Here is a 25,586-nt window from a genome sequence, read left to right as displayed (position 1 = left end):
CGCGACACGGCTGTTGTCATACCCCTCCCTGCCCGGCGAGCCAGTCGGCGATGTGGGCGGCAGTGGTAGCGGCGTGCTGGTTGATGAGGGTGAAGTGGTTGCCCGAGACGGTCAGGGTGGTGGTGATGTGGGGAAGGGCTGTCTGCCAGTCGTCCCGCCCCGTGTCGGTCCCGTGCGGGACGGGGAGGGGTTCCGAGGCGCGGAGGAGCAGGGTCGGGAAGGGCGCGGGGGCTGGGGTCCAGGTGCGGAGGAGCCGTTCCATCCAGGCGTAGGCGGACAGGTCCGTAGCGGTGTAGCTGCCGACGACGTGCTCGCGCTCGTACAGGCCGTGCCACAGGTGGGGACGGAGCGCGCGGGCGGTGGGGGTTTCCAGGATGTAGGTGTCCAGCAGGACGACGGCCTGCACGGGCGTGCCGTGGTCGGCGAGGTGGCGGGCGGTCTCGTAAGCAAGGATGCCGCCGGATGAAGTGCCCAGGAGGATCACCGGCTCGCTGTTGTTGTCGCCCCTCCGGGCGTCCACGGCCTGGGCCAGTGCCTCGACGAGCGCCTCCCGGGTGGCGGGCAGTATCTCGTCGCTGCCGAAGCCGGGAGGCGTCAGGCAGGAGACGGCCCAGTCCTCGGGGAGCGCCTGGGAGAGTGCGAAGTAGGTGTCGGGCCCGGTCAGGGGTACGACGGGGGCCACGCAGATCAGGCGGGTGCCTGAGGTGGCCGCGGTGAGCCGGTCCACGGTGGGCGGGACGGGCCCCGTGCTCTTGGGCCGGAGGGCGGCGAGGTCGAAGAGCAGGGTCTCGGCGTCGTCCATGCGGCCGGTCCGCACGGCGTCGCGGTGGAGGCGTGCGACCAGGTCGGTCGGTGCGGCGCCGCCGGTGCCGCCGTCCTCCGTCGGCGGTGAGGCGAGGTGGTCGATGAGATGGCCGGCCAGTTCGGCCGGGGTGGGGTGAGTGAGCACGACGGTGCTGGGCAGCGCCGTGCCCATCGCTGAGGCAAGGCGGTTGCGCAGATCGACCGCGGCGAGCGAGTCCATGCCGTTGTCGCGGAACGCCGCGTGCTCATCGACCGCCTCGCCACAGGAGTGGCCGAGCGCCGCCGCGGCCTCGCGCCGCACCAGGTCCACGAGCAGTCGTCGCTGCTCCGCGGGGGGAAGCTTCCGCAACCGCACCGTGAACCCGCCGTCGTCGCTCGTGGGTGCGGGCTCGTCGAGGCGCCGTGCCTCCGGTAGCTCGCTGAAGAGCGGACTGGGACCGGCCGCGGTGACGACAGGGAGGTAACGCTCCCAGTCGATGTCGACGACCGTCAGCGCGGTCTCCTCCTCGTGCAGTGCTTGGGCGAGCCCGGCCAGGGCCAGGTCGCCGTCGAGGAAGGACATCCCGCCGCGGACGAGTTGCTCACCGTCCTGTTCGCTCATCTGACTGCGTGCCTCCTCCCAGGGGCCCCAGGAGATCGCCGTCGCGCAGGCGCCGCGGGCACGACGCTGTGACGCCAGCGCCTCCAGATACGCATTGGCCGCCGCCTGTGCCGCGTGGTCGCCGACACCCCAGACACCGGCCACCGACGAGACCAGCACGAAGGCGTCCAGGCCGGTGTCGTCGAGCAGCTCGTCGAGGTGTGCGGCGCCCGCCACCTTCGCATGCACCGCATCGGCGAAATGGTCGAGGCGCTCCGCGCCCAGCGGCCCGAGGGCGCGCGTCCCCGCCAGGTGCACCACCGCGCGCACCGGACTGCCGTTCGCCGAGAGCCGGTCGAGTACCGCGGCCACGGCATCCCTGTCGGTCAGATCGCACCGCACCACGTCGACGGTCGCCCCGTTGGCCCTGAGCTCCGCCGTCAGCTCGGCCGCGCCCGGTGCCGCCGGGCCACGCCGGCTCAACAGCACCAGGTGCTCGGCTCCCTGCCGGGCCAGCCACCGGGCGACCCTACTGCCCAGCGCCCCGGTGCCGCCCGTCACCAGCGTCGTGCCGCCGGGCGTCCAGGTGCCGGGCGAGTCGGCTCGTGCCGGTGCGCTCACCAGTCGCCGGACGAGCACGCCCGAGGATCGCACGGCCGCCTGGTCCTGCCTCAAGCCTCCCGAGAGGAGCGAAGCGAATCGCCCGGCGGCCTCGGGGTCGAGCCGCTCGGGGAGGTCGGCCAGCCCGCCCCGCAGCGATGGTGCCTCAAGCGCCGCGGTCCGTCCGAGCCCGAGGACCATCGCCTGCCGCGGGTGGCGCACCGGGTCGGCCGGGCCCGTCGGGACCGCACCGCGGGTCACCGTCCACAGCGGGACTTCGGCACCGGACCTCAGCAGCGCCTGGACCAGCGACACGGTCAGCGCCAGACCGGCGGGCAGTGCGGGCTCGCCCCCGTCCGGCTCCTCGGCCACCGCGAGCAGCGACAGCACCCCGGCCGCGCGGTCGACATCCCCGAGCCGTGCCGCCAGCAACTCGGGATCGGTGCAGGTCCCGTCGAGGACCACACGGCGCACCTGGGCGCCGTGTGCGGTCAGTGCGGCCAGCACATCCGCATCGTCGACACCGTCCGTGGTCACCACCAGCCATGTTCCGGTCAGTGACGGGTCGGCGGGGACACGCAGGGGTGTCCACACGGTCCGGTAGCGCCACCTGCTGATCAGTGAGTGCTCGTCCTGCCGCCTGTGCCACGCCGACAGCGCCGGGAGCACCGAGTCGAGCGCTTCCTTGGACTGGGCTTCGAGGCCGATCAGCGTGGCGACCTCGGCGGCGTCCCCCCGGCCCACGGCGTCCCACAGCGGGTCGTCGGTGGAGTCCGTCGTGCGGGGCGTCGAGGCGGGCGGGGCTGTCCAGTAGGACTCGTGCTGGAAGGCGTAGGTGGGCAAGTCCACCGTACGGCCGCCGGAGAGCACCGTGCTCCAGTCGACGGGAACGCCGTGGGCGTACGCCTCCCCGAGCGAGCGCAGGACACGGTCCCATCCGTCGTCGTCCCGCCGCAGGGTGCCCAGGGTGACCGCGGGGCTGCCCGCGCGCTCGATGATCTCGCTGGTGCCGACCGCGAGCACCGGATGCGGGCTGACCTCGATCATGAAACCGTATCCCTCGCGCACGAGGCCCGTCATCGTCTCGGCGAAGGACACGGTCTGCCGCAGGTTCCGGCACCAGTACCGGGCGTCAAGCTCCTCCGTGTCCAAGCGGCCCCCGGTCACCGTGGAGTAGAACGGCACCTCCGACGGGCGGGGCCGCACCGGAGCCAGCATCTCGAGCAACTCGGGCTCGATCTCGTCGGTGTGCGCCGAGTGGGCGGCGAAGTCCACGCCGGCCAGCCTCCAGCGCATGATTCCGGCTGCGGACAGGCCGCGCTCGACCTCGTCGAGGGCAGCCGGATCACCGGAGACCGTCACCGTCTCGGGCCCGTTGACCGCCGCGATCGACACCGCGCCGGACACCCCGTCCAGCAGCGCCCGTATGCGCTCCGGCGACGCCATCACCGACATCATCGCGCCACTCCCGGACAAGCGTTCGCGGATGAGCCGGCTGCGCAGCGCCACCACGCGAGCACCGTCGTCCAGCGACAATCCGCCACTCACGCAGGCGGCGGCGACCTCGCCCTGGGAGTGACCGATCACGGCGGCCGGCTCGACACCGAACGAGCGCCAGAGGGCGGCGAGCGAGACCATGATCGCCCACAGCACGGGCTGCAGCACATCGGGCCGCCCCTCGATCGGGGGAGCGCCGGGCTCGCCGCGCATCACGCCGGTGAGCGACCAGTCGAGGTACGGGGCCAGAGCCGCCTCGCACTCGCCGACGCGGGCGGCGAAGACGGGCGAGACGTCGAGCAGCCCGGCGGCCATCCCGCTCCACGACGCGTCCTGCCCCGGGAAGACGAAGACCACTGGGCCCCGCCCGGGCGCTGTTGCCCGCAGTACGGCGGGATGCGAGGTGCCCTCGGCCAGGGCCGCCAGGCTCTCGCGCAGCGCCGCGCGGTCGTCGCCGACCAGCACCGCCCGGTGCTCGAGCGCGGCGCGGGTCGTCGCCAGCGAGTACCCGACGTCCATGGGCCGGAGCCCAGGGTGGTCGTCCAGGTGGGCGAGCAGTTTCCCGGCCTGGGCGCGCAGCGCTCCGGCCGTTTTGGCCGCCACCGGCCATGCTGCCGGCCCGTCCGAGACCGGACCCGCGAGCGAGGGCCGGTCGGCGGGTGTCGGGGCCTGCTCCAGGACGACGTGCGCGTTGGTCCCGCTCATCCCGAACGCCGACACCCCGCACCGCCTCGGACGGCCGAGGTCGGGCCACGGTGCCGACTCGGTCAGCAGGCTGACCGCGCCCGAGTCCCAGTCAATACGGGAGGACGGCTCGGTGACGTGCAGCGTCTTCGGCAACTGGCCGTGGCGCAGCGCCATCGCCATCTTGATGACACCCGCGACACCCGCGGCGACCTGGGTGTGTCCGATGTTGGACTTGACCGAGCCGACCAGCAGCGGCGGGTTGCCGCCCCGGTCCTGGCCGTAGGTGGCCAGCAGCGCATGCGCTTCGATCGGATCGCCCAGTGCCGTGCCGGTTCCGTGTGCCTCGACGGCGTCGACGTCGGACGCCGACAGCCCGCCGTTGGCGAGGGCCTGCCGGATGACCCGCTGCTGCGCCGGACCGCTCGGTGCGGTCAGCCCGTTGGAGGCACCGTCGGAGTTCACCGCGGACCCGCGGACGACCGCCAGCACCCGGTGGCCGTGCCGGACGGCGTCCGACAGCCTCTCCAGCACCAGGAGACCGGCGCCTTCGGCGATGCCCATGCCGTCCGCGGACTCGGCGAACGCCTTGCAGCGCCCGTCCGGTGCCATGACGCGGTGCCTGCTCAGTGAGACAAGAACGTCCGGGCTGGTCAGCACCGTGGCGCCGCCGGCGAGGGCCAGGGTGCTCTCTCCCGAGCGCAGCGACTGGCACGCCATGTGGAGCGCGACCAGGGACGACGAACAGGCCGTGTCCACCGTCACGGACGGCCCACCGAAGTCGAACATGTAGGCGAGGCGACCCGACAGTACGCTGGGGATCGTTCCGGTGAGCTGGTACCCGTCGGAGTCCGCCGACGCCCCCGCGCCGTACTGCTGGGCCGTTGCCGAGACGAACGTACCGGTCATGCTGCCCCGCAGGGACCCGGGATCGAGGCCGGCGCGTTCGAACGCCTCCCAGGCGAGCTCCAGCAGCATCCGCTGCTGCGGTTCCATCGAGGCCGCCTCACGCGGGGAGATGCCGAAGAACGTCGCGTCGAACCCGGCCGCGCCGTCGAGAAAGCCCCCCGCCGACGAGTAGGTCCTGCCTGCGCGGTCCGGATCGGGGTGGTACACGCCCGGGTCCCAGCCGCGGTCGGCGGGCAGCGGGGTGATGGCGTCCGTGCCCGCGGCCAGCAGCTCCCACAGCTGCTCGGGCGAGCGCACCCCGCCGGGGAACCGGCAGCTCATTCCGATGATCGCGATCGGCTCCGCACCGGGTGCCGCGGCCGCCGGGCCGCCCTCCGTGAGCGGGGCCGGCTCGGGGCCCTCCCGCCGCTCGTCGACCCCGCCGCCCAGCTCGGTCCACAGACGGGCGGCCAGCGCTTCCGGCGTCGGATGGTCATAGAGCAGGGTCGAGGGCAGGCTCAGGCCCGTCCGTTTCCTCAGGCTGTTCCGCAACTGGCCGGCGGTCAGGGAGTCGAAGCCCATGTCCTTGAACGTCCGACCGGCCCCGATCGTCGCCGGACCCGCGTGCCCGAGCACCGCCACCACCTGCTCGCGCAGCAGCTGCAGCAGGGTGGCACGGGCCCGGTCGGGCGTCAGCCCGGCGAGCAGGCCGGAGCCGCTACCGGTGGCGGCGACCCGACGGGCGGGCCCGGCGGGGACCAGTCCGCGGAAGACGGCAGGCACGGTGTCACGCGCGCGCACGGCAGCCCGGTCGACCCGTGAGGCAACGACGGATGCCTCGCCCGCCGCACCTGCGGCGTCGAACCAGGCCAGTCCCTGCTCGACGGAGAGCGTCGGCAACCCGGCCCTCGTGATCCGCCCCATTTCCGCCGCGGTCAGCCCAGCGGACATACCGGCGTCCTGCGGCCAAGGCCCCCAGCCGATCGACAGACCCGCGAGCCTCTCTGCGCACCGCCGCTGCGTCAGCGCGTCCAGGAACGCGTTCGCCGCGGTGTAACTTGCCTGTCCCGCGTTGCCAAGGACGCCGAAGACCGACGAGAACACCACGAAAGCCGTCAGGCCGCGGTCGCGCGTCAGTTCGTGCAGATGCCACGCGCCGTCAAGCTTCGGACGGAACACCCTGTCCAGCCGATCCGGGGTCAGCGCCCCGACCAACCCGTCGTCGAGCACACCGGCGGCGTGCACGACGCCGGTCAGCGGGTGCTGGTCCGGGATCTCCTCCAGCAGGGCGGCCAGGGCTGCGCGGTCGGAGACGTCGCAGGCGGCGACGGCCACCCGGGCGCCCTGCCCGGTCAGCTCGGCCACCAGCTCGTCGGCGCCCTCCGCGGCGGCACCCCGACGGCCGACCAGCAGCAGGTGACGGACCCCGTGCGTGGTGACCAGGTGCTTGGCGACCAGCGCGCCGAGGCCGCCGAGACCGCCGGTGACCAGCACGGTGCCGTCGCCGTCCCACACCGTGCCCGGCGCCGACAGGTCCGGGGCGTCGGCGGCGGCCAGGCGAGGCACCAGCAGCTCACCGGCGCGCAGCGCCAACTCGGGCTCATCACGGTCCAGCGCCGCACGGAGCGTTCCCGCGGCAGCCGACACCGGATCCCCGTCGTCCGCGGGGTCCAGGTCGAGCAGCACGAAACTGCCGGGGCTTTCCTGCCGGGCCGAACGCACCAGCCCCCACACCGATGCTGCCACCACGTCAGGCGCCGCCTCGGGGGTGGTGGCCACCGCTCCGCGGGTCACGAACACCAGCCGTCGGCCGTCGCCGTCCTCGTTCCCGTTCCCGTTCCCGTTCTCGTCCTCGAGGTGCTGCCGCAGCGCGTCGAGCACGGACGCAGTGACGGCACGGACCGCCTCCGGCACCGGCACGCCGACGGGCGCGGTGACCGGGAGCAGCACCGCCTCCCCGGCCGCGACACGGTCATGCCCGGCGGTGTCCGGCACCGGGGCGGGCAGCCAGTCCAGACGCAGAAGCGGTCGCGCGGCCCTGGCCCCCGCGGCGTCGACCGCCGGCGGGCGCAGCACCAGCGTGCGCACCGACACCACCGGATCGCCCGCGGCGTCCGCCGCGGTCAGCGTGACCGTGTCATCGCCCGTCCTGCTCATCCGCACCCGCAGCACCGACGCACCCACGGCGTGCAGCGACACCCCGGACCACGCCGACGGCAGCCGCGCGCCGTCCGAGTCGTCGAGCCCGGTCAGCGCCGCGATGTGCAGCGCCGAATCCAGTAGCGCGGGATGGAGCCGGAAGACGTCGGCATCGTCGGCGACGTGCTCAGGAAGCACGACCTCGGCCAGCACCTCGTCGCCCGCCCTCCAGACCGCCCGGACACCCCGGAACGCCGGCCCGTGAGCGAGTCCGGTATCACGCCGCCCCTCGTAGAAGCCGTCCAGGTCGACCGGTACGGCGTCCTTCGGTGGCCATACCGGCCCGTGACCGGCGTCGGCCACCGGCCCGTGACCGGCGTCGGCCGCTGACGTACCCGGCGCGATCACGCCTGTGGCGTGCAGCGCCCATGGCCCGTCCGGCGTGTCGGCGGGCCGCGAGTAGATGCCCAGGGCGCGTCGGCCGTCGTCACCGGGGTCGTCCAGGGCCACCTGAATCCGCACACCGCCGTCGCCCTGCCCGGACAGCACCAGCGGTGTGACCAGGGTGAGCTCCTCGACCAGACCACAGCCGACCTCGTCGCCGGCCCGTACCGCCAGCTCCACGAAACCGGTCCCGGGAAAGGTCACTTGTCCGGCCACCACATGGTCGGCCAGCCACGGCTGTGCCGTCACCGACAGCAGGCCGGTGCACTGCAGACCACCGGTGCCGGGCAGCTCCACGACCGCGCCGAGCAGCGGGTGCGCCACACCGCTGAGCCCTGCCGAGGCCACGCCGGCCGCCGCGGCCTTGCCCGCGGGCGTGATCCAGTACCGGTCCCGCTGGAACGCGTAGGTCGGCAGCGCGACACGGCGCGCGCCGGTGCCGGCGAACATCTCGGTCCAGCGGACCGGCACGCCCCGCACGTACAGCCGGGCGGCCGCGGTCACCGTCGTGGACTCCTCGTCACGGTCCCTGCCCAGCAGCGGCACCGTCTCGACGCCCGCCACGTCGGTGAGAACATCCTGCGCCAGTACGGACAGCGTGGCGTCCGGGCCCAGTTCGAGGAAGGTACGGGCGCCGGCGGCGGCCGCGGCACCGACCGCGTCGGCGAACCGCACGGTCAGCCTGACGTGCTGGACCCAGTAGTCAGGTGTACGGATCAGCTCCGCATCGATCGGCTCCCCGGTGACGGTCGAGGCGATCGGGATGCGCGGCTCGCCGAAGGCCAGACCCTCGGCGACCGCGCGGAACTCGTCCAGCATCGGCATCATCAGCGGGGAGTGGAACGCGTGGCCGACCCGCAACCGAGTGGTCCTGCGGCCGTCGGCCGCGAACCGGTCCGCGATCGCCTCCACCGCGGCGGTGTCCCCGGACACCACCACCGCCTGCGGGCCGTTGACCGCGGCGAGCCCCACCCGGTCCTCGGAGCCGGCGAGCAGCGGCATCACCTCGTCCTCAGTGGCCTGCAGCGCAATCATGGTGCCGCCGTCCGGCAGTGCCTGCATCAGCCGTCCGCGTGCGGCGACGAGTTTGCACGCGTCGGGAAGGGACAGCACCCCGGCCACATGTGCCGCCGCGATCTCTCCGACTGAATGCCCGACCAGCAGATCAGGCACCACGCCCCACGACTCCACCAGCCGGAACAGGGCTGTCTCCAGGGCGAACAGCGCGGGCTGGGCGTACTCGGTACGGTTCAGGAGCCCCGCGTCGTCTCCGAACACCGCCTCGCGCAGCGGCCGTTCCAGTTCTCCGTCCAGCAGCGTGCAGACCTCGTTCCACGCCGCCGCGAACACCGGGAAGCGGGCGTGCAGCTCGCGACCCATGCCCAGCCGTTGCGCGCCCTGGCCGGCGAACAGCAGCGCCACGGGGTCGGGGGCGCCCGCCACCGTGCCCTCTGCCACCCGCACGGTCCGCCCGTCGCGGCCCTCCGTGCTGTCCGCCGCGGCCAGCAGTACGGCTCGGCACTCGAGCTCGGAGCGTGTCGTCGTCAGCGAGTAGCCGATGTCCAGCGCCGCCGCGCCGGTGTCGGCCACGAAAGCGGCCAGCCGGTCCAGTTGGGACTCCAGCGCCGCCTCGGTGCGCGCCGACACGGGCCACGGCACCACTTCGGGCCCGGCCTCCGCCCGGAGCGCGGCCGGTGGATGAGCGGCGGGCCGGCCGGGCCGGTCCTGCGACGGCTGCTCGATGATCACGTGCGCGTTCGTGCCGCTGATGCCGAACGACGACACGCCTGCGCGGCGGGGTCGCTCGACCTGTGGCCACGGGGCGGAGCCGGTGAGCAGCTCCACCGCGCCGGCCGACCAGTCCACCTGCGACGACGGCGTGTCCACGTGCAGCGTCCGGGGCAGTACACCGTGCTGCATCGCCAGGATCATCTTGATGACGCCCGCGACGCCGGAGGCGGCCTGCGTGTGCCCGATGTTCGACTTGAGTGACCCCAGCAGCAGCGGACGATCCCGGTCCCGGCCCTGCCCGTAGGTGGCGAGCAGCGCCTGAGCCTCGATCGGGTCACCCAGCCGGGTGCCGGTGCCGTGCCCCTCCACCGCGTCCACCTCCGACGGCACCAGGCCCGCACCGGCCAGGGCCTGGCCGATCACCTGCTGCTGCGAGATTCCGCTGGGCGCGGTCAGGCCGTTCGACGCCCCGTCCGAGTTGACCGCAGAGCCGCGCAGTACCGCCAGCACCCGGTGGCCGCCCCGGATCGCGTCCGACAGCCTCTCCAGTACCAGGATTCCCACGCCTTCGGACCAGCCGGTGCCGTCCGCGGCCTCCGCGTACGCCTTGCAGCGGCCGTCGGGCGACAGACCGCCCTGCCGGGCGAACTCCACGAAGATCCCGGGCTCCGACATGACGGTGACACCGCCGGCCAGTGCCAGGGAGCACTCACCGGCTCGCAGCGCCTGCGCTGCCAGATGCAACGCCACCAGGGACGAGGAGCATGCCGTATCCACGGTCAGGGCGGGTCCCCGCAGCCCCAGAGCGTAGGCGATCCGGCCGGAAAGGACGCTCGGCGAAGTGCCGGTCAGCAGATACCCTTCCGCGTCACCGGAGCTGTCCTGCAGCCGCGGACCGTAGTCCTGGGCCATCGCCCCCACGAACACACCGGTCCGGCTGCCGTGCAGGGACGAAGGAGCGATCTCGGCCCGTTCCACCGCCTCCCAGCTCACCTCCAGCGCCAGCCGCTGCTGTGGGTCCATGGCCTCCGCCTCGCGCGGCGAGATCCCGAACAGCGCCGCGTCGAAACGGTCCGCGTCGTACAGGAACCCGCCCGGCCTGCCGGTCTCCGGCATCTCCGGCGCCCACCCTCGGTTGGTGGGCATGCCGGAGATGGCGTCCTCTTCGCCCGACACCAGGTCCCACAGCCCCTCCGGCGAGGTCACCCCGCCCGGGAAGCGGCAGGCCATCCCCACGACGACAACCGGTTCGTCCGCGGGGACGTCGCGGGGCGCCGACGACGCACCACCGGATTCCGGGCCGGTGAACTCAGAGGCCAGATGATCCGCGAACCGGTCCGGCGTGGGATGGTCGAACAGCGCGGTGTTGGGCACCCGCAGTCCGGTCGCGGCCTTCAGCCGGGTCACCAGCTCCACCGCCATCGCCGAATCGAAGCCCAGTTCCCTGAAGGACCGAGCCTGATTCACCTGATCTGCGGAGGTGAAACCCAGCACCATCGCCGTCTCCGTGCGAACCAGCCGCCCCAGGCGTGCGCGCGTCCACGGAGCGTCGGACTCCACACGGCCGGGCTCCGGACCGTCGGCGTGTCCGTTCGGAACGGCGGAGTGCCCATCCGGACCGTGAGCGTGCCCGTGCACGACCATCGGAGCGGCCGGGGCGGTGTCCTGCGCCGCGGCACCTCCGGCCGGCTCCTCGAGCCAGTACCGTTCCCGCTGGAACGCGTATGTGGGCAGCGCCACCCGCTTGGCGCCGGTCCCGGTGAACGAGCGCGACCAGTCGACCGGCGCACCGCGGACGAACAACTCGGCCAGACAGCTCAGGAACCGGTCCGCCCCGCCCACTTCCCGGCGCAGCGTGCCGACGGCGACGGCCGGACCGTCCGCGGCATCGTCGGTGATCTCCTGCACCGCTGCGGTCAGCACGGGGTGGGTGCTGACCTCGACGAAGAACCGGTGGTCCTGCCCGAGCAGCGCACGGACGGCCGGTTCGAAGCAAACGGTCTGTCGCAGGTTGCGATACCAGTACCCGGCGTCCATACCGGTGGTGTCCAGCCACTCGCCGGTCACCGTGGAGAAGAACGGCACCTCGGCCCGGCGCGGACTGATGCTCTCCAGCGAGGCCAGCAGCTCCTCGCGTACTGGCTCCACCTGCGCCGAGTGCGAAGCGTAGTCAGCGGCGATCCGCCGCACCCGCACGTCGTCGCCCGCCAGTTCATCGAAAAGCCCGTCCAGCGCCTCCAGGTCACCGGAGACCACCACCGAGCTCGGTCCGTTCACCGCCGCGACCGACACCAGGCCGTCCCGGTGGTGGAGCCGTGCCTCGACCTCGCCGTGGGCCAGCGACACCGACAGCAGGCCGCCCGTCCCCGCCAGGCGGCGTGCGATGATCCGGCCGCGCAGCGCCACGACCCTGGCCGCGTCCTCCAGTGACAGCGCACCGGACACGCACGCCGCCGCGATCTCCCCCTGGGAATGCCCCACCACCGCGTCCGGGACCACTCCGTGCGCCTGCCACACGGCCGCGAGGGAGACCATCACCGCCCAGGAGGCGGGCTGGATCACGTCCGCGCGTTCCAGCGACGGCGCCCCCTCTGTCTGCTCCAAGACCTCCGGCAGCGACCAGTCCACGTACGGCGCGAGCGCGGCGGCGCACTCGGCCAGCCGCTCGGCGAACACCGGGGACTCCGCCATCAGACGGATGCCCATGCCCGCCCACTGCGCACCCTGTCCGGGGAATACGAACACCGTCTTGCCCTCGACGTCGGCGACTCCCCGCACCACGCCTGTCGCGGACTCGCCATCGGCCAGCGCCGCCAGCGCGTCCAGGGCACCCGGCCGGTCCGGCGCGAGGACGACGGCGCGGTGGTCGAGCGCAGTTCGGGTGGTCGCCAGGGAGAAGCCCACGTCCACCGGGTCGAGTCGCTGGTTCTCCTCCAGACGGGATGCAAGGCTGACGGCCTGCGCACGCAGGGCGTCCCGGGTCCGGCCCGAAAGCGGCAACGGCACGGCGCCGCCCGCCATGAGGGCACTGTCCGCCATACCGAGGTTCTCGCCCGCGGGCGCACTGCCGGGCACCGGTTCGGCGGCTGACACGATCAGGTGGCAGTTGGTGCCGCCCACGCCGAACGATGAGACTCCGGCCAGGGCACGGCCGTCGCGGTAGGGCCAGGGACGGTTCGATGTCACCACGTCCAGGTGCCACTCGCTGAAGCGGATGAGCGGGTTGGGCAGTTGGAAGTTCAGGCTCGCCGGGAGCTCGCCGTTCCGCAGCGACAGCACGACCTTCAGGAGGCCGGTGATTCCCGCGGCGCCCTGCAGATGCCCCACGTTCGTCTTCACCGAGCCGACCAGCAGCGGGTTGCCGTCGGAACGGCCCGCCCCGTACACGGTGCCGAGCGCCGATGCCTCCACCGGGTCACCCACCCGGGTGCCGGTCCCGTGCAGCTCCACGTACTGGACCGCGCCCGGGTCGACCCCCGCACGCCGGCACGCCGCCTGCAACACCGCCTGCTGTCCCCGGGGGTCGGGGGCGGCCAGGCCCTCGCTGGGGCCGTCGTTGCCGACCGCGCTCCCCTCGATGACGCAGTAGATCTCATCCCCGTCGGCCAGCGCCCTCGCCAGCGGCTTGAGCAGCACCATGCCCGCACCCTCGCCGCGGACGTACCCGTTGGCGCGCTCGTCGAAGGTGAAGCAGCGGCCTACCGGGGACAGGGCACCGAGCTGGGCCTCCGCCACCGCGCTGTCCAGCACCAGGTTGAGGTGCACACCGCCGGCCAGCGCCATCGCCGACTCCCCGCGCCGCAGGCTCTCGCATGCCAGGTGCACCGCCACCAGCGACGACGACTGCCCGGTGTCCACCACCAGGCTCGGTCCCCGAAGCCCCAGGAAGTAGGACACCCGGTTCGCGATCAGGCTGCGGTTCTGGCCGGTCAGGGTGTGATGCCCGATCGCCGATAATCCCCCGCGCCGGGCCAGTGCGCTGTAGTCGTCCGCGGTCACGCCGACGAACACCCCGGTGTCGCTGCCTCGAACCGCAGCCGACGCCAGGCCCGCGTCCTCCAGGACCTCCCAGCCCAGCTCCAGTGCGAGGCGCTGCTGTGGGTCCATCGACCGCGCCTCACGCGGCGAGATCCCGAAGAACTCGGCGTCGAAACGGTCGACTTCGGCCAAGAAGGCACCCCAGCCGGTCTCGTCGGAGGCAGTTGCCCCAGTGCTCCACCGCCCCGGCGGCACCTGCGACACCGCGCTCGCTCCGCCGGTCAGCAGCCGCCAGAACCGCGCGGGATCCTCTGCGGACGGCAGCCGGCAGGACACCCCCACCACCGCGATGGCGTCGTCCCTCGCATGGATTCGCTCAGCAGACGTGGACTCGGATCGGTTCACGGCACCGCTTCCCAACTCTTCGTCTTCGCCGGCTCGGCGGGGAGAGGGCGCGTGATGGCACACGTCCGGCCTTCAGGAATCCGGCGATACCGGCCTGCCGTTCGAGCCGTGATCAGCAACGCATTGATACTACACATCAATCGCGCAACGCCAATACTCCAGTTTGATTTCGGGGCGGTTCGCCACACCTTCTGGATTTGCAGATGCATATCATTCGGAGAGTGTTGTTCGATGCGACGACGAGGAGTGTCAAAAAATTTCCCGAGACCTGAACCTTCGATGTTTGAAATCCCCTCGGGTTCCATTACCGTTGGAACCCGGTCGGCGGAAAACGGCTTCCAAAGCCGAGCCGCCCGTCCACGAAAACCGACGCGGTGACACTGAGCAGAAGGTGGGGGAATGCCGCCCAGGATCGACCCGCAGGACGTAGAGGACTTCGCCGCCACGCCTGCCGGCCAGAGCTATGCGCAGACGGTGAGCCGGATGCTGAACGGGCTCCTCGCGGACCGGCCTCCGCCGAACGTTCTGCGGACCATCGCCAACCACCCGGCGCTGCTGCCCGCGATGCAGCCACTGATGTCACACGTGGCCGGCGGCGTCCTCCCGGCACACGAACGCGAGATCGTCATCCTGCGAACGGCATGGCGTTCCCAGGCCCCGTACATCTGGGCCCACCACCACGCCGCGGGACTCTTCGTCGGACTGAGCGAGACGGTCATCGCCGCAGTCGGCTCCGAGGACACCTCCGGCTGGATGCCCTTCGAAGCCGCCCTCCTCGATGCGGTCGACGAGCTCCACACCAGGTCAACGCTCTCCCACGGCACGTGGGGGCAGCTTGCCCAGCGCTACAGCGAGGAGCAGCTCCTCGAACTGCTGGCCCTCATCGGAACGTACAAGACCCTGGCGTTCATCCTGAATTCCTGTCTTGTCCCGATCGACACCTGGCTGGAGCATCCGGCGCCGCTGCCCGCGGCCCCGGGGCGGACGAGGTCGGGCAGGCATGCGCGCCCGCAGGTGTCGTTTGCGCCAGGGTCTCGTACCGAGGCGTGAAACCGGCGCCTCTTGTCGCGGGACGGCACGGGGTGCTTCTCCGCTCACACCGTAGGGGCTGTCCGCAATACTCGCCGGGTATTGCGGGACAGCCCCTACGGTGCGAGCAGAACGAGCCGCTGCGCATACCGCAGCGGCCACCCGGCGACACCGTTCCATTGCCGAGCAACAGGAGAAGTGGTTTGCCATTAGAAATGCAGAATCCGACTCAGTGAAGGCTCATTCATCCGCTGCCTCGAGGTGAATCTCGCCCTTTTCAAGGGCCGGGTGTGATCATTGCGGCGGCTTTCCATCGGCATTGATCTGGAATATCGAATTCCTCGGCCAACAGCTCAACCCGGGACAAGGTGTACGGCGTCGAACTGCGCGCTGCTTCGACGGCGCCCACGCGGCTTCGTGCGGAGGGCGGTCGGCTGAGTGCGGCCCTCGTGGACGGCGGGGGCGCAATGCCGGCGCCTGCGCCTCGGTGGGGCCGCTCACTCCCGCATCCGCTGTTTCTTCCGGATCAACGTGATGCCGTCCGCCATGGGGACCAGCGACATCTCCACCCGCGGATCGTCGCGGACCAGAATGTTGAACGCGCGGATCGCGGCGGTGTCGGCGTCCTGCGCGTCGGGGTCTGCGACCCTTCCGAAGAACAGGGTGTTGTCGACCACGATCAGCCCGTGGTCGCCGAGGAGAGTCAGCGCCATCTCGTAGTAGTCCGGATAGCGCTGCTTGTCGGCGTCGATGAAGACGAAGTCGAACCCACCGGGGCCCTCGTCCGCGATCATGGCCTTGAGGGTGTCGGTCGCGTCACCGATCCGGAGATCGATCTGCCCGTCGACGCCCGCCCTGGTCCAGTAGTCGGCACCGATCTGCGGCCAGCGGTCGGTGATGTCGCAGGTGACGAGCCGTCCGCCGGGCGCGAGCGCACGGGCAAGGCACAGGGTGCTGTACCCGGTGAACGTGCCGATCTCGAGGATCCTCCGGGCCGGGGTGAGGCCGGCCAGCAGCGTCAGCAGCTGACCCTCCTCGGGCATGACCTGCATCGCGCTGCCCGTGGCAAGTTCCGACGTCGTCTCGCGTAGCTTCCGCAAGACCTCGTCCTCGCGCAGGGAGGACTCCCGGATGTAGTCCGAGAGCCCGGCCGGGAGACCTATCTGGTTCGCCATGCGTGATCTACCTTCTTTCGTCGACACCCGGTCGGGGGCTTCCCGCGCCCGGGAAGCGCTCAGGCGCCCTGCAGGCTGACGGCGTGCAGACTCATCGTGGGCGGCGGGGCACAAGGCGCCGGAAGCAGATGCAGCCGCTGGATGTCCTCGTGCGGAGGCGCGGGCAGCCCGGCTCGGCAGTCGCACGGCTCGTCGGTGAAACCTGCGAGCCGGTAGGCGATCTCCATGATCCGGTTGCGCTCGGTCCGCCGGAAGTCGGCGATCAGGTGGACGCCTTGGTGTGCGGCCTGGTCGACGAGCCAGCCGAGGATCACCGAACCGGCACCGAACGACACCACGCGGCACGACGTGGCCAGAAGCTTGAGATGCCAGACGTGTGCGCGCTTCTCCAGCAACTCGAGGCCGACCGCGCCGTGCGGCCCGAACCGGTCGGTGAGCGTGGTCACCAGTACCTCGTGGCGTGGATCGGCCAGCAGCGTGCGCAGCTCGGAGAGGGAGTAATGCACTCCCGTGGCGTTCATCTGGCTGGTGCGCAGCGTCAGTTCCTCCACCCGAGACAGTTCGTCCTCGGTGGCGCGTTCGATGTGCATCACCAGGTCCAGGGAACGCAGGAAGTCATCACTCGGCCCCTGGAACTCCGCCTCGGCCGCCTTCCGCCGGAATCCGGCCTGGTACATCTGCCGACGGCGGCGCGCGTCCACGGTCACCGTGGCCGGACTGAACTCCGGCAGGGCTGCGAGCTCGGGCAACTGCTCGGCGGCGTAGCAGCGGACCGCCGGCAGATGGAACTGGACTTCCGCTCGTTCCGCCGGCTGGTCGTCGACGAAGGCGATGGTGTCGAGCGCGAAGTTGAGCTCGGCTGCGATTTCCCGCACCGAATCCGACTTCGGTCCCCAACCGATGCGCGGCAGAACGAAGTACTCGGCGACGCCGAGCGCTTCCAGCTGCTTCCATGCCTGGTCGTGGTCGTTCTTGCTGGCCACCGACTGCAGGATGCCGCGGCGGTCCAGTTCGGCGATGAGCTCGACGACCGCGGCCGGGGGCGTCACCATGCCGTCTTCCAGCAGCGTGCCCTGCCACAGGGTGTTGTCGAGGTCCCACACCAGGCACTTCACGATCGGGGCCTGTTCAGCCACGGCTCCTCCTTCGTCTCATGTCACCGTCATCGACACCGCGTGGTCGGCAAGGATCAACTGGCAGATCTCCGTACTGCCCTCGATGAGCTCCATGAGCTTCGCGTCCCGGTACGCGCGCTCGACCACATGGCCCTCGTGCGCGGCTGCCGAACCCAGGACCTGCACTGCCGCGGCAGCGCCCTGCGCGGCCTGGACAGCGCTCACCTGCTTGGCGAGGACAGAGGCGACGACCATGTCAGGAGAGCCGCCGTCCCAGCACCCGCTGGCGTGTTCACACACCCGGGTGGCGATCTGCTCAGCGGTCAGCAGGTTCGCCAGGTGGCGACCGACGAGTTGATGGCCGGCCAGCGGTTTTCCGAACTGCCGCCGGGTCCGGGCGTGATCACGGGCGGCGTCGAGACAGGCCCGGAGGATACCCACGCAGCCCCAGGCGACCGAGATCCGCCCGTACGCCAGCGCGGTTGTCACCAGGAGCGCCAAAGGCTGCCCGCCGCCGAGTACCGCACTGGCGGGCAGCCGCACGTCGTCGAGTCGTACGTCCGCGTGGCCCGCCGCCCGGCAGCCGGACGGCTGCGGGACCCTGCGTACGGTGACGCCCGGAGCCGACGCAGGCACCACGACAGCGGCCGCCCCGGAGCCATGGCGTCCGACGACGACGATCATGTCGGCGTAGTGAGCCGCGGTGGTCCAGACCTTCTGCCCGCGGACGACGACGTCGTCACCATCGGGTTCAATGGCCGTGGTCATCGCCGAAAGATCACTGCCCGCCTCCGGCTCGCTGAACGCGACGGCGGCGAGCCGGCCACCGGCCAGTTCCGGCAGGTACGCCGCGTGCTGTTGCGGGTTGCCCAAGCGCTGTATGGTCCACGCGGCCATGCCCTGCGAGGTCATCACGCTCCGCAGTGAGCTGCATCGGCTGCCCACGTACGCGGTGAACTCGCCGTTCGCCGCGCTGCTTGCCCCGAGTCCGCCGAAGGCTTCCGGCACCTGCGCGCACAGCAAGCCGCGGGCAGCCGGCTTTCGCAGTACCTCGTCGGGAATCAGGCCGGCCCGGTCCCACCCCGCGGCCCGGTCGCCGACAAGGTCGTCGACGATCTCCCGGGCGCCTGCGAGCGGCTCAGGCATCGGCGGGCTGTTCGGAGCCGCGCAACCGCAGCACCAGGGCGGTCATGGCCTGGACGGTGCGGAAGTTGTCCCGCTTGAGGTCGTCACCCAGGATCTGCACGGAGAACGCCCGTTCCAGATGGACGACGAGCTCCATCGCGAGCAGCGAGGAAACCAGCCCCGACGCAAAGAGGTCCTGGTCGGCGGGGACCTCCGCCCCGACCCGCCGCGAGACGAACGCCGTGATTTCCTGCTCGGTACTCTCAGCCGGGATTGCCTGCTCCATATTCACGAAAGCACCTCTCCATAGTCATAGAAACCGCGCCCCGTCTTGCGCCCCAGATCGCCGAGGCGCACCTTCTCCATGAGTAGTTCGCAGGGCTCGAAGGTGGAATTTCCGGTCCGCTCGGCAAGCAGTCGCAGAGCGTCCGCGAGATTGTCCAGTCCGATCAGGTCGGCGGTGCGCAGCGGACCGGTGGGATGGCCGAGGCATCCGTGCATCAGACGGTCCACGGACTCGACGCTCGCGACGCCGTCGGCCACGATTCTCGCCGCTTCATTGATCATGGGATGCAGCAGCCTGCTGGTGACAAACCCCGGCGCGTCGCGCACGACGACCGTTTTCTTTCCCAGCCGCCCGAGAAAGGACAGGACCGCGGCCATGGCGTCGTCGCCGGTCTGCGGGCCACGGACGACCTCCACCATCTCGATGAGATAGGCCGGGTTCATGAAATGCACCCCGGCCAGTTCCGCGGGCCGCTGCACCGACTTCGCCAGTTCGGCGACGGGAATCCCCGATGTATTGGTGATCAGCGGGATCCCGGCGGGGACCGTGCTGGAGATCTCTGCCAGTACTCGCGCCTTGAGCGAGGCATCCTCGGTGATCGCCTCGATCACTGCGGTGGCATCTGCCGCGCCCTCGCTGGAAAGCGTCGTTGTCAGTGTTCCGGCAGCCCGGGAGCCGGGGAAGGCGCCCATCAGTTGCCCGTGCCGCAATTGCTCGGTGATTTCTGCTCGGGCATTCTGCAGTATATTTTCCGAGACGTCGACCAGCATGACATGCATCCCGCAGCCCAGTGCCAGTGCGGTGATGCTGCGTCCCATTACCCCTGCACCGAGAACAGCAATCGTATCCGATTCTGAATTCGACAAGATCTGCCCCCAAACCCCATCCAATTGAGCACACCTCCACGAGGGTGGCGCCGACGAAGCGGCCTCCGATCTCGCAGTACGCCCCTGGTTGCCCTGGTCCAATCCCGGCATCGGAAAATGCTTTACGGATCCTAGACGGGGGAGTAGGTAATTGGCAACAACGGGAGAGTATGCAACTGGCAACCTGATCGGTTGAATTCTCGATGGGAGGTTACGTACGGTCCAAACATCGCGTCAACCCCTAGCCATCCCCTATACCCCCCTTGGAGGGTCAAGGAATGATGGGTCAGTATTTCTTCGCTCAGCTCAATGGTAAAGGAAATCCTGCCCGTCATCGACAAAGACGTGAACAACAGAGGGATACTCCCATGGAGCTGCCGAACAATAGCTCCTCGGTTTCTGCGGGCTGTCCGGTCGCAGAGGGTGTCGGAGGGGACGAAGGCAGAGCTGGATGAGGTGTTGGCGCTGCTGTTGCCGCATCTCGATGAGCGGCAGCAGCGCCTGACGCTGGGTGCCGTGGCCCGTGTCCTGGGCCACGGCGGGATCCGCATGGTGGCCGGAGCGGCCGGGGTGGCGGAGTCCACGGTGTCGCGGGGTAAGCGGGAGCTGGAGCACGCGGAGGAGCCCGCCGGCCGGGTCCGCGCACCGGGCGCGGGCCGGAAGCCCTTGCGGGAGGTCGATCCGGGGCTGGTGCCCGCCTTTCCATGTCTGCCACGGACCCACCGCCCACCGGCCTCGGACATTCGCTCCGCCCACCGCTGACGGCCGCCGTCCCGCGCGGCTTCGCCCCGCTGCCTCCGGGTGGCGGGCACCCGAGGATCCACGACCTGGCGCCGGTCATCGATCGCGCGGTGCGCCTGGGGCAGTTCCCGCAGGGCCGCGGGCACCGACCGAAGGGGGCCACTGCGCCCGGGCATTGACCGGTCCTCGTCCCTGCCGCGAGCCGGGTGACCGGCTCCACGCCGCGTCCCCGGCCTGCGCACGACCGAGCGCGGGCGCGTGGCACTTGTCGGCGCAAACGTGATCTTCCTCACCGCCGACCCGGTATTACTCCGCGAGGAGCGGTGCGTAAGATCTTTGAGGCTCGAGCGACGCGGATACAGCAGCTCGACGCGCTTGTGAGCCCCATTTCAAGCCACCTCTCGGGTTCACAACGGCAAGCGGTCGATGAGAGCTCTCCGAGCCGGGTGCGACACTCACCCCTATTCTCCGCGACCCTCCATCCCGGGCCCCGCCCGGAACGCCTTCGCGGACCCGGTTCAAAGGGCGGCGTTCCGCATTTGAGGTTCTTTGAGGTTGTCGTTCTTATTCCCGCCGCCATGCACCCATGACCTGCGACAACACACATCCTTCCGGCAACCGGACGTCCACCGGATGTTCGCTGTGCGGCAATACCCGGGCGACAGGTTGAGATGCCGACGTGCTCGGGACGTTGATACAGTCCGGAACGGGGTCGGAACGGAATGGCCGGGGGTTGTCAAAATGCGCCTTGTGAGCAGCTGCGATTTTCCCTGTGCTACCGCAAGCGTCATTTCAGAGATCCCGCACGCGGAACCACGCGCAGTGGCCGGGCGCCGGAAAAACGCCCACCGTGGCGCCAGCTCACAACGCATTGCGGAGGTCTGACGTCATGCTGGTGGAACGAAATGGACAGATCGCGGACCTCGTCGCCTTCACCTCCGGTCAGAGCGCGGGCACGGTCTTCGGGTCCAGCCGCACAGCGGTGATCAGCGGGCCGGTGGCGTCGGGGAAGACGGCACTCCTCCACCGCGTCCTGGAGGACCGCGCGCTCGCGGAGCACGGACTGCTCACCGCCGTCGGCTCCCCCGCGGAACGCTCCATACCGTTCGGCGTGATGGAGCAGTTGCTCCACGATCCCCGGCAGCCCGCACCCGGTCCCCCGCCGCCCTTACTGACCGGTGCGGCAGGGCTGGGCGGCCTGCGCACGGCCGGGGAACCGGTGGCGACCGAGGTCCTCCAGTACTTCGAGGCCGAACTGGGCAGGATGTCCGCGCGGGGACCGGTCCTGATCGCCGTGGACGATGTCCAGTACGCCGATGCCCAGTCCCTGCAGGTCCTGTCGTACGCGCTGCGCCGGTTCCCGTCGTCGGGCCCGGAAGCGGTGTCCGTGATCGTGACCATCGGTGCCGACGTCCGCCGCAGACCGCCCGGCGCCCTGGAGGAACTCCTCCATCCCATGCAGGGGTTGCACGTGCGGGTCGGTCCGCTGAGCGTCGCCGGGGTGGAGCGGCTGCTCGTCGCCCGGGCGCGCGGGGGCGAGCCGGGCGAGGGCCCGGCCGGCACCGCGGCCACCGCCCGGGTGGCCGGTGCGCTGCACGCGGCCACCGGCGGGAATCCGCTGCTCGTCCACGGCCTGGTCGAGGACCACTTCTCCCACGAACGCCCGTCGGCCCAGCCCGGCGACGGCGCCGCGGACGGGTCGCCCGGCGCCGACGAGCGGTTCCTGCGCAGCGCGCTGCTGATCGTGCACCGCGTCGGGGCCGACGGCCTGCGTGTCGCCCAGGGGATCGCCCTGCTGGGTGGCGTCAGCCCGCTGTCGCTGCTGGCCCGGCTGGTGGAGGTCGAGGAGCGGGCCGTCCTGCAGGTGGTGTCGGCCCTGGCCGACGCGGGTGTCCTGGACGGCGGCCGGTTCCGCCACGCGGGCGTGCGGACGGCGGTCGTGGAGAGCCTGGACGACGAGGCGGTGACGCGGCTCCGGCCGCGCGCCGCCCGTCTGCTGTACCACGACGGCGCTCCCCCGCTGCTGGTCGCGGAACAGCTGCTGGGGCACGCCATGACGCCACCCGACGAGGAGTGGGCGCCCCAGGTGCTGGCAGATGCGGCCCGTGAGGCGATGGCCGCACAACGGGTGGACTTCGCGGTGAGTTGTCTGCGTATGGCCGAGGGCTGCTGCAGGAGCGAACGCGAGCGCGCGCAAGTGCGGATCGCGCTGGCGAGGTTCATCTGGCGGGTCACCCCGTCCGCGTGGCCGCGGCAGGTCCGCTCGCTCACCGGGACGGTCAGGGCCGGTCAGCTGCCGGCGGCCGACGCGCTGCGGCTCGTGGGCGACCTGCTGTGGAACGGCTGGACGGACGACGCGGTCACGGCCGTGCGGCACGTGGCAGGGACCGCGTCCCCGCCCGACGCCGAACTCGCGGCGGAGGTGCTGTGGTTGCGGTCCGTCCTGGCGAGCACGTTCCCCGGGGTCCTGGAGCGGGTCGGGACGACACTCGCCCCGCTGCACGGCAGCGCGGCAGAGGTCCCGGTGTCCCGGCCGAACGAGAGCCGGCTGGCGGCGGCAGCGGCGCTGCACGGGGCGCTCGCCGGCGGCGCGGGCGGGGACGCGGGCGGGGACGCGGGCGGGGACGGCGCGGGCGGGGGCGGGACATCGCCCGCACAGGAGGACGTCCGCCTCTCCGACACCGCCGACCGGATCCTCGCCGCCCTCCGTCTGACGGAGGAGACCGAGCCGACGGTGCAGGCCTGCCTGCTCGCTCTCGTCTACGCCGACCGGCTGGGAACGGCGACGCAGTGGGCCGACCGGCTGCTGGCGGAGGTCACGGCCCGCTGGCCCGCGAGTTCGACGGCGATCCTGCGGACCGTCCGGGCCCACATGGCGCTGCGCCACGGCCACCTGACGCAGGCGCGGCGGCTGGTCGAGGAGGCTCTGGAGGACCTGCCCCCGCACTGCTGGGGCGTGGGCATCGGGGCCCCGCTGTCGGTCCTGATCGAGGCGTGCACCGCGATGGGCGACCACGAGGCCGCCGCCGAGGTCGTGGGCCGGCCGGTGCCCGAGGAGATGTTCGCGACGCGCTACGGGCTGCAGTACCTGTACGCGCGGGGGCGGCACGAGCTGGAGACGGGCCGTCCGCACGCGGCCCTGCGGGACTTCACGACATGCGGCCGGCTGATGAGGCGCTGGGGCATGGACCGCTCGACGCTGGCGCCGTGGCGCGTCGGGGTCGCGGAGGCATCGCTCGCACTGGGCAGCCGCGACCAGGTGGAGCACTTCGCGCGGGAGCAGCTCACCGGTGACGCCGGACCGCGGGTCCGCGGGATCGCGCTGCACGTGCTGGCGGCGGCGCGGCCCCTCGGCGAGCGCGCACCGCTGCTGTCGGAGGCGGTCTCGCTCCTCCAGTCCAGCGGCGACCGTTACGAGCTGTCGCGTGCCCTGACCGATCTGGGGCAGGCTCACAAGCAGCTCGGCGACCCGGTCCAGAGCAAGCTGCACACCCGCAGGGCGTGGCGGATCGCCGAAGGCTGCGGCGCCCACAAGCTGCGTCAGTCCCTGCAGTCCGAGCAGCCGGGCCAGGCTGCGCCGAAGGCCCCCGAACAACCGCAGCCGGCGGCGACGGCGGGCCTGACGGACGCGGAGCGCAGGGTGGCCTCACTGGCCGCACAGGGTTACACCAACCGGGAGATCGGCGCGAAGCTCTTCATCACGGTGAGTACCGTCGAACAGCACCTCACCCGCGTCTACCGGAAGATCAACATCTCTCACCGCAGGGACCTGCCGGTCAGTTTGGACCTCGATGTCGCCCATATCGCCTGACCCCGCCACACCCCACGCCCCCCTCCCGGCGGGAGGGGCACCGTCTCCCGGCCCGCGGCTGCTCGCCGTCAGCGACCTGCACGTCGGCATGGCCGACAACCGGCCGATCACGGAGTCGCTGCGGCCCTCCCACGACGACGACTGGCTGATCGTGGCCGGTGACGTCGGCGAGCTCACCGAGGACATCGCATGGGCCCTCGGTCTGCTGGCCGGACGGTTCGCGAAGGTCGTATGGGCACCCGGCAACCACGAGTTGTGGACTCCGCGCGAGGACGCGGTGCAGCTGCGGGGCGAGGAGCGCTACCGCTACCTGGTGGAGATGTGCCGGGGGCTCGGCGTCCTGACCCCGGAGGACGACTGGCCGCTGTGGGAGGGCCCGGGCGGGCCGGTGCGGGTGGCGCCCCTTTTCATGCTCTACGACTACACGTTCCGGGTGGCGGGCACCTCGACCAAGGAGGAGTCGCTGGCCCGCGCGCACGAGGCGGGTGTGGTGTGCACGGACGAGTACCTGCTCCACCCCGACCCCTTCCGCGGCCGCGACGACTGGTGCCGGGCCCGGGTGGCCGAGACCCGCCGGCGGCTGGCCGCGCAGGACCCGTCGGTGCCGCTGGTGCTGGTCAACCACTTCCCGCTGGTACGGCAGCCCACGGAGGTGCTGTGGCACCCGGGGTTCGCCCAGTGGTGCGGCACCGTGCTGACCGCCGACTGGCACCGCAGGTTCACCACCGCCGCGGTGGTCTACGGGCATCTGCACATCCCGCGGACGACCTGGTACGACGGGGTCCGGTTCGAGGAGGTGTCCATCGGCTACCCGCGCGAGTGGCGCCGCCGCGGACACCCCAGGGGACTGCTGCGGCAGATCCTGCCGTACACCGGTCAGCAGCCGCGGGCGGCCGAGGGACTCCCGGCGCGGGAGGCGCGGGCATGATCGAGGCACTGCTGCCCGAGACGGCGGCCACCAGCGACGTCTTCGGGCCCGACGGCTCCGCGGCGCTCTACCCCGAGGAGGCCGCGGTCGTCGCGCGGACCCCGGACCGGCGCCGCGAGGAGTTCGCCACGGTGCGGGCCTGCGCCCGGCGCGCCATGGCCGCCCTCGGGATGCCGCCCGTCCCCGTCCTGCCCGGGGTGCGCAACGTCCCGCAGTGGCCGGCCGGAGTCGTCGGCAGCATGACCCACTGCGAGGGCTACCGGGCGGCGGCGCTCGCCCGGGACACCGATCTGGCGGCGATCGGCATCGACGCCGAACCGGACCTGCCGCTGCCCGGCGGCGTTCTGGAGTCGATCGCGCTGCCGGGTGAGCTCGCCTGGGTCCGCGCGGGCGGCGCCATGCCGCGGTTCAGCCGCGACCGGCTGCTGTTCAGCGCGAAGGAGGCCGTCTACAAGACCTGGTACCCGCTGGTGGGCACCGAACTGGACTTCGACGACGCCGACATCGCGTTCCAGGAAGACGGCACGGCCGCCCGGCCGCAGGGCACGTTCTCGGCGCGCATCCTGCGGCCGCGGCGGGCTCCCGACGGCCGCCTGGCCGAGCGTTTCACGGGCCGGTGGCTCGCGGACCGCGGGCTCGTCGTCACGGCCATCGGCTTCCCCGCCGCAGCCCGCGCTGCGGTGCCGGAAACCCGTCCGGGCACGGTCCGTTACCAGGGTTCCTAGGGGTTGTTGCCCCGACTCCCGCCGAAATAGCGTCA

Annotated in this window: 10 protein-coding genes and 1 pseudogene; 5 read left to right on the top strand and 6 right to left on the bottom strand. The window is 71.6% G+C overall.

The window, feature by feature from the left end; translation table 11 throughout:
- Positions 1–16 precede the first annotated feature (16 nt).
- Positions 17–13,750 (bottom strand): type I polyketide synthase, encoded by a 13,734-nt coding sequence (locus tag ACP4J0_RS33615; protein WP_426602491.1) that lies wholly within the window; start codon positions 13,748–13,750, stop codon positions 17–19.
- Between the two features lie 399 nt (positions 13,751–14,149).
- Here ACP4J0_RS33615 and ACP4J0_RS33610 point away from each other — a divergent pair, with 399 nt between their 5' ends.
- Positions 14,150–14,800, top strand: a complete 651-nt coding sequence (locus tag ACP4J0_RS33610; RefSeq protein WP_426602490.1) for a carboxymuconolactone decarboxylase family protein — start codon at positions 14,150–14,152, stop codon at positions 14,798–14,800.
- Between the two features lie 476 nt (positions 14,801–15,276).
- Here the strand turns inward: ACP4J0_RS33610 and ACP4J0_RS33605 are convergent, their stop codons facing one another.
- From ACP4J0_RS33605 to ACP4J0_RS33585, 5 genes are read right to left on the bottom strand one after another with little or no spacing between them, the layout of a single operon-like run.
- Complete coding sequence (locus ACP4J0_RS33605; protein ID WP_426602489.1) at positions 15,277–15,954, bottom strand: class I SAM-dependent methyltransferase; 678 nt, start codon at positions 15,952–15,954, stop codon at positions 15,277–15,279.
- Positions 15,955–16,013: 59 nt separating this feature from the next.
- On the bottom strand, positions 16,014–17,090 hold the full coding sequence (locus tag ACP4J0_RS33600; protein WP_426602488.1) for an HAD-IIIC family phosphatase: 1,077 nt from the start codon (positions 17,088–17,090) through the stop codon (positions 16,014–16,016).
- A 15-nt stretch (positions 17,091–17,105) separates the two neighbouring features.
- Positions 17,106–18,215 (bottom strand): acyl-CoA dehydrogenase family protein, encoded by a 1,110-nt coding sequence (locus ACP4J0_RS33595; protein ID WP_426602487.1) that lies wholly within the window; start codon positions 18,213–18,215, stop codon positions 17,106–17,108.
- Positions 18,208–18,480: an acyl carrier protein gene (locus ACP4J0_RS33590; RefSeq protein ID WP_426602486.1), complete on the bottom strand. Its 273-nt coding sequence runs from the start codon at positions 18,478–18,480 to the stop codon at positions 18,208–18,210. Before ACP4J0_RS33590 ends, ACP4J0_RS33595 begins: the two co-directional genes overlap by 8 nt.
- Before the next feature lie 2 nt (positions 18,481–18,482).
- The gene (locus ACP4J0_RS33585) at positions 18,483–19,346 is read right to left on the bottom strand and encodes a 3-hydroxyacyl-CoA dehydrogenase family protein (protein ID WP_426602485.1); all 864 of its coding nucleotides are present in this window, start codon (positions 19,344–19,346) and stop codon (positions 18,483–18,485) included.
- A 447-nt stretch (positions 19,347–19,793) separates the two neighbouring features.
- On the opposite strand from ACP4J0_RS33585, the pseudogene ACP4J0_RS33580 reads away from it, so the two are divergent.
- From ACP4J0_RS33580 to ACP4J0_RS33565, 4 genes and pseudogenes are all read left to right on the top strand, one after another.
- Positions 19,794–20,057 (top strand): annotated as a pseudogene (locus ACP4J0_RS33580) (ISAzo13 family transposase); the annotation flags it as partial.
- A 919-nt stretch (positions 20,058–20,976) separates the two neighbouring features.
- A complete protein-coding gene (locus tag ACP4J0_RS33575) occupies positions 20,977–23,898 on the top strand; it encodes an AAA family ATPase (protein WP_426602484.1) in 2,922 nt (973 codons plus the stop codon).
- Complete coding sequence (locus ACP4J0_RS33570) at positions 23,879–24,826, top strand: metallophosphoesterase family protein (protein WP_426602483.1); 948 nt, start codon at positions 23,879–23,881, stop codon at positions 24,824–24,826. Before ACP4J0_RS33575 ends, ACP4J0_RS33570 begins: the two co-directional genes overlap by 20 nt.
- Positions 24,823–25,551 carry a 4'-phosphopantetheinyl transferase family protein gene (locus ACP4J0_RS33565; protein ID WP_426602482.1) on the top strand — a complete coding sequence of 243 codons (729 nt, stop codon included), beginning with the start codon at positions 24,823–24,825 and terminating at the stop codon, positions 25,549–25,551. Before ACP4J0_RS33570 ends, ACP4J0_RS33565 begins: the two co-directional genes overlap by 4 nt.
- Positions 25,552–25,586: the final 35 nt, after the last annotated feature.

It is taken from the genome of Streptomyces sp. WG7 (assembly GCF_049975785.1).
Lineage (GTDB): Bacteria > Actinomycetota > Actinomycetes > Streptomycetales > Streptomycetaceae > Streptomyces.
Note: the sequence above shows the minus strand (reverse complement) of the source record. Positions and strands in the feature narration are given on the sequence as shown.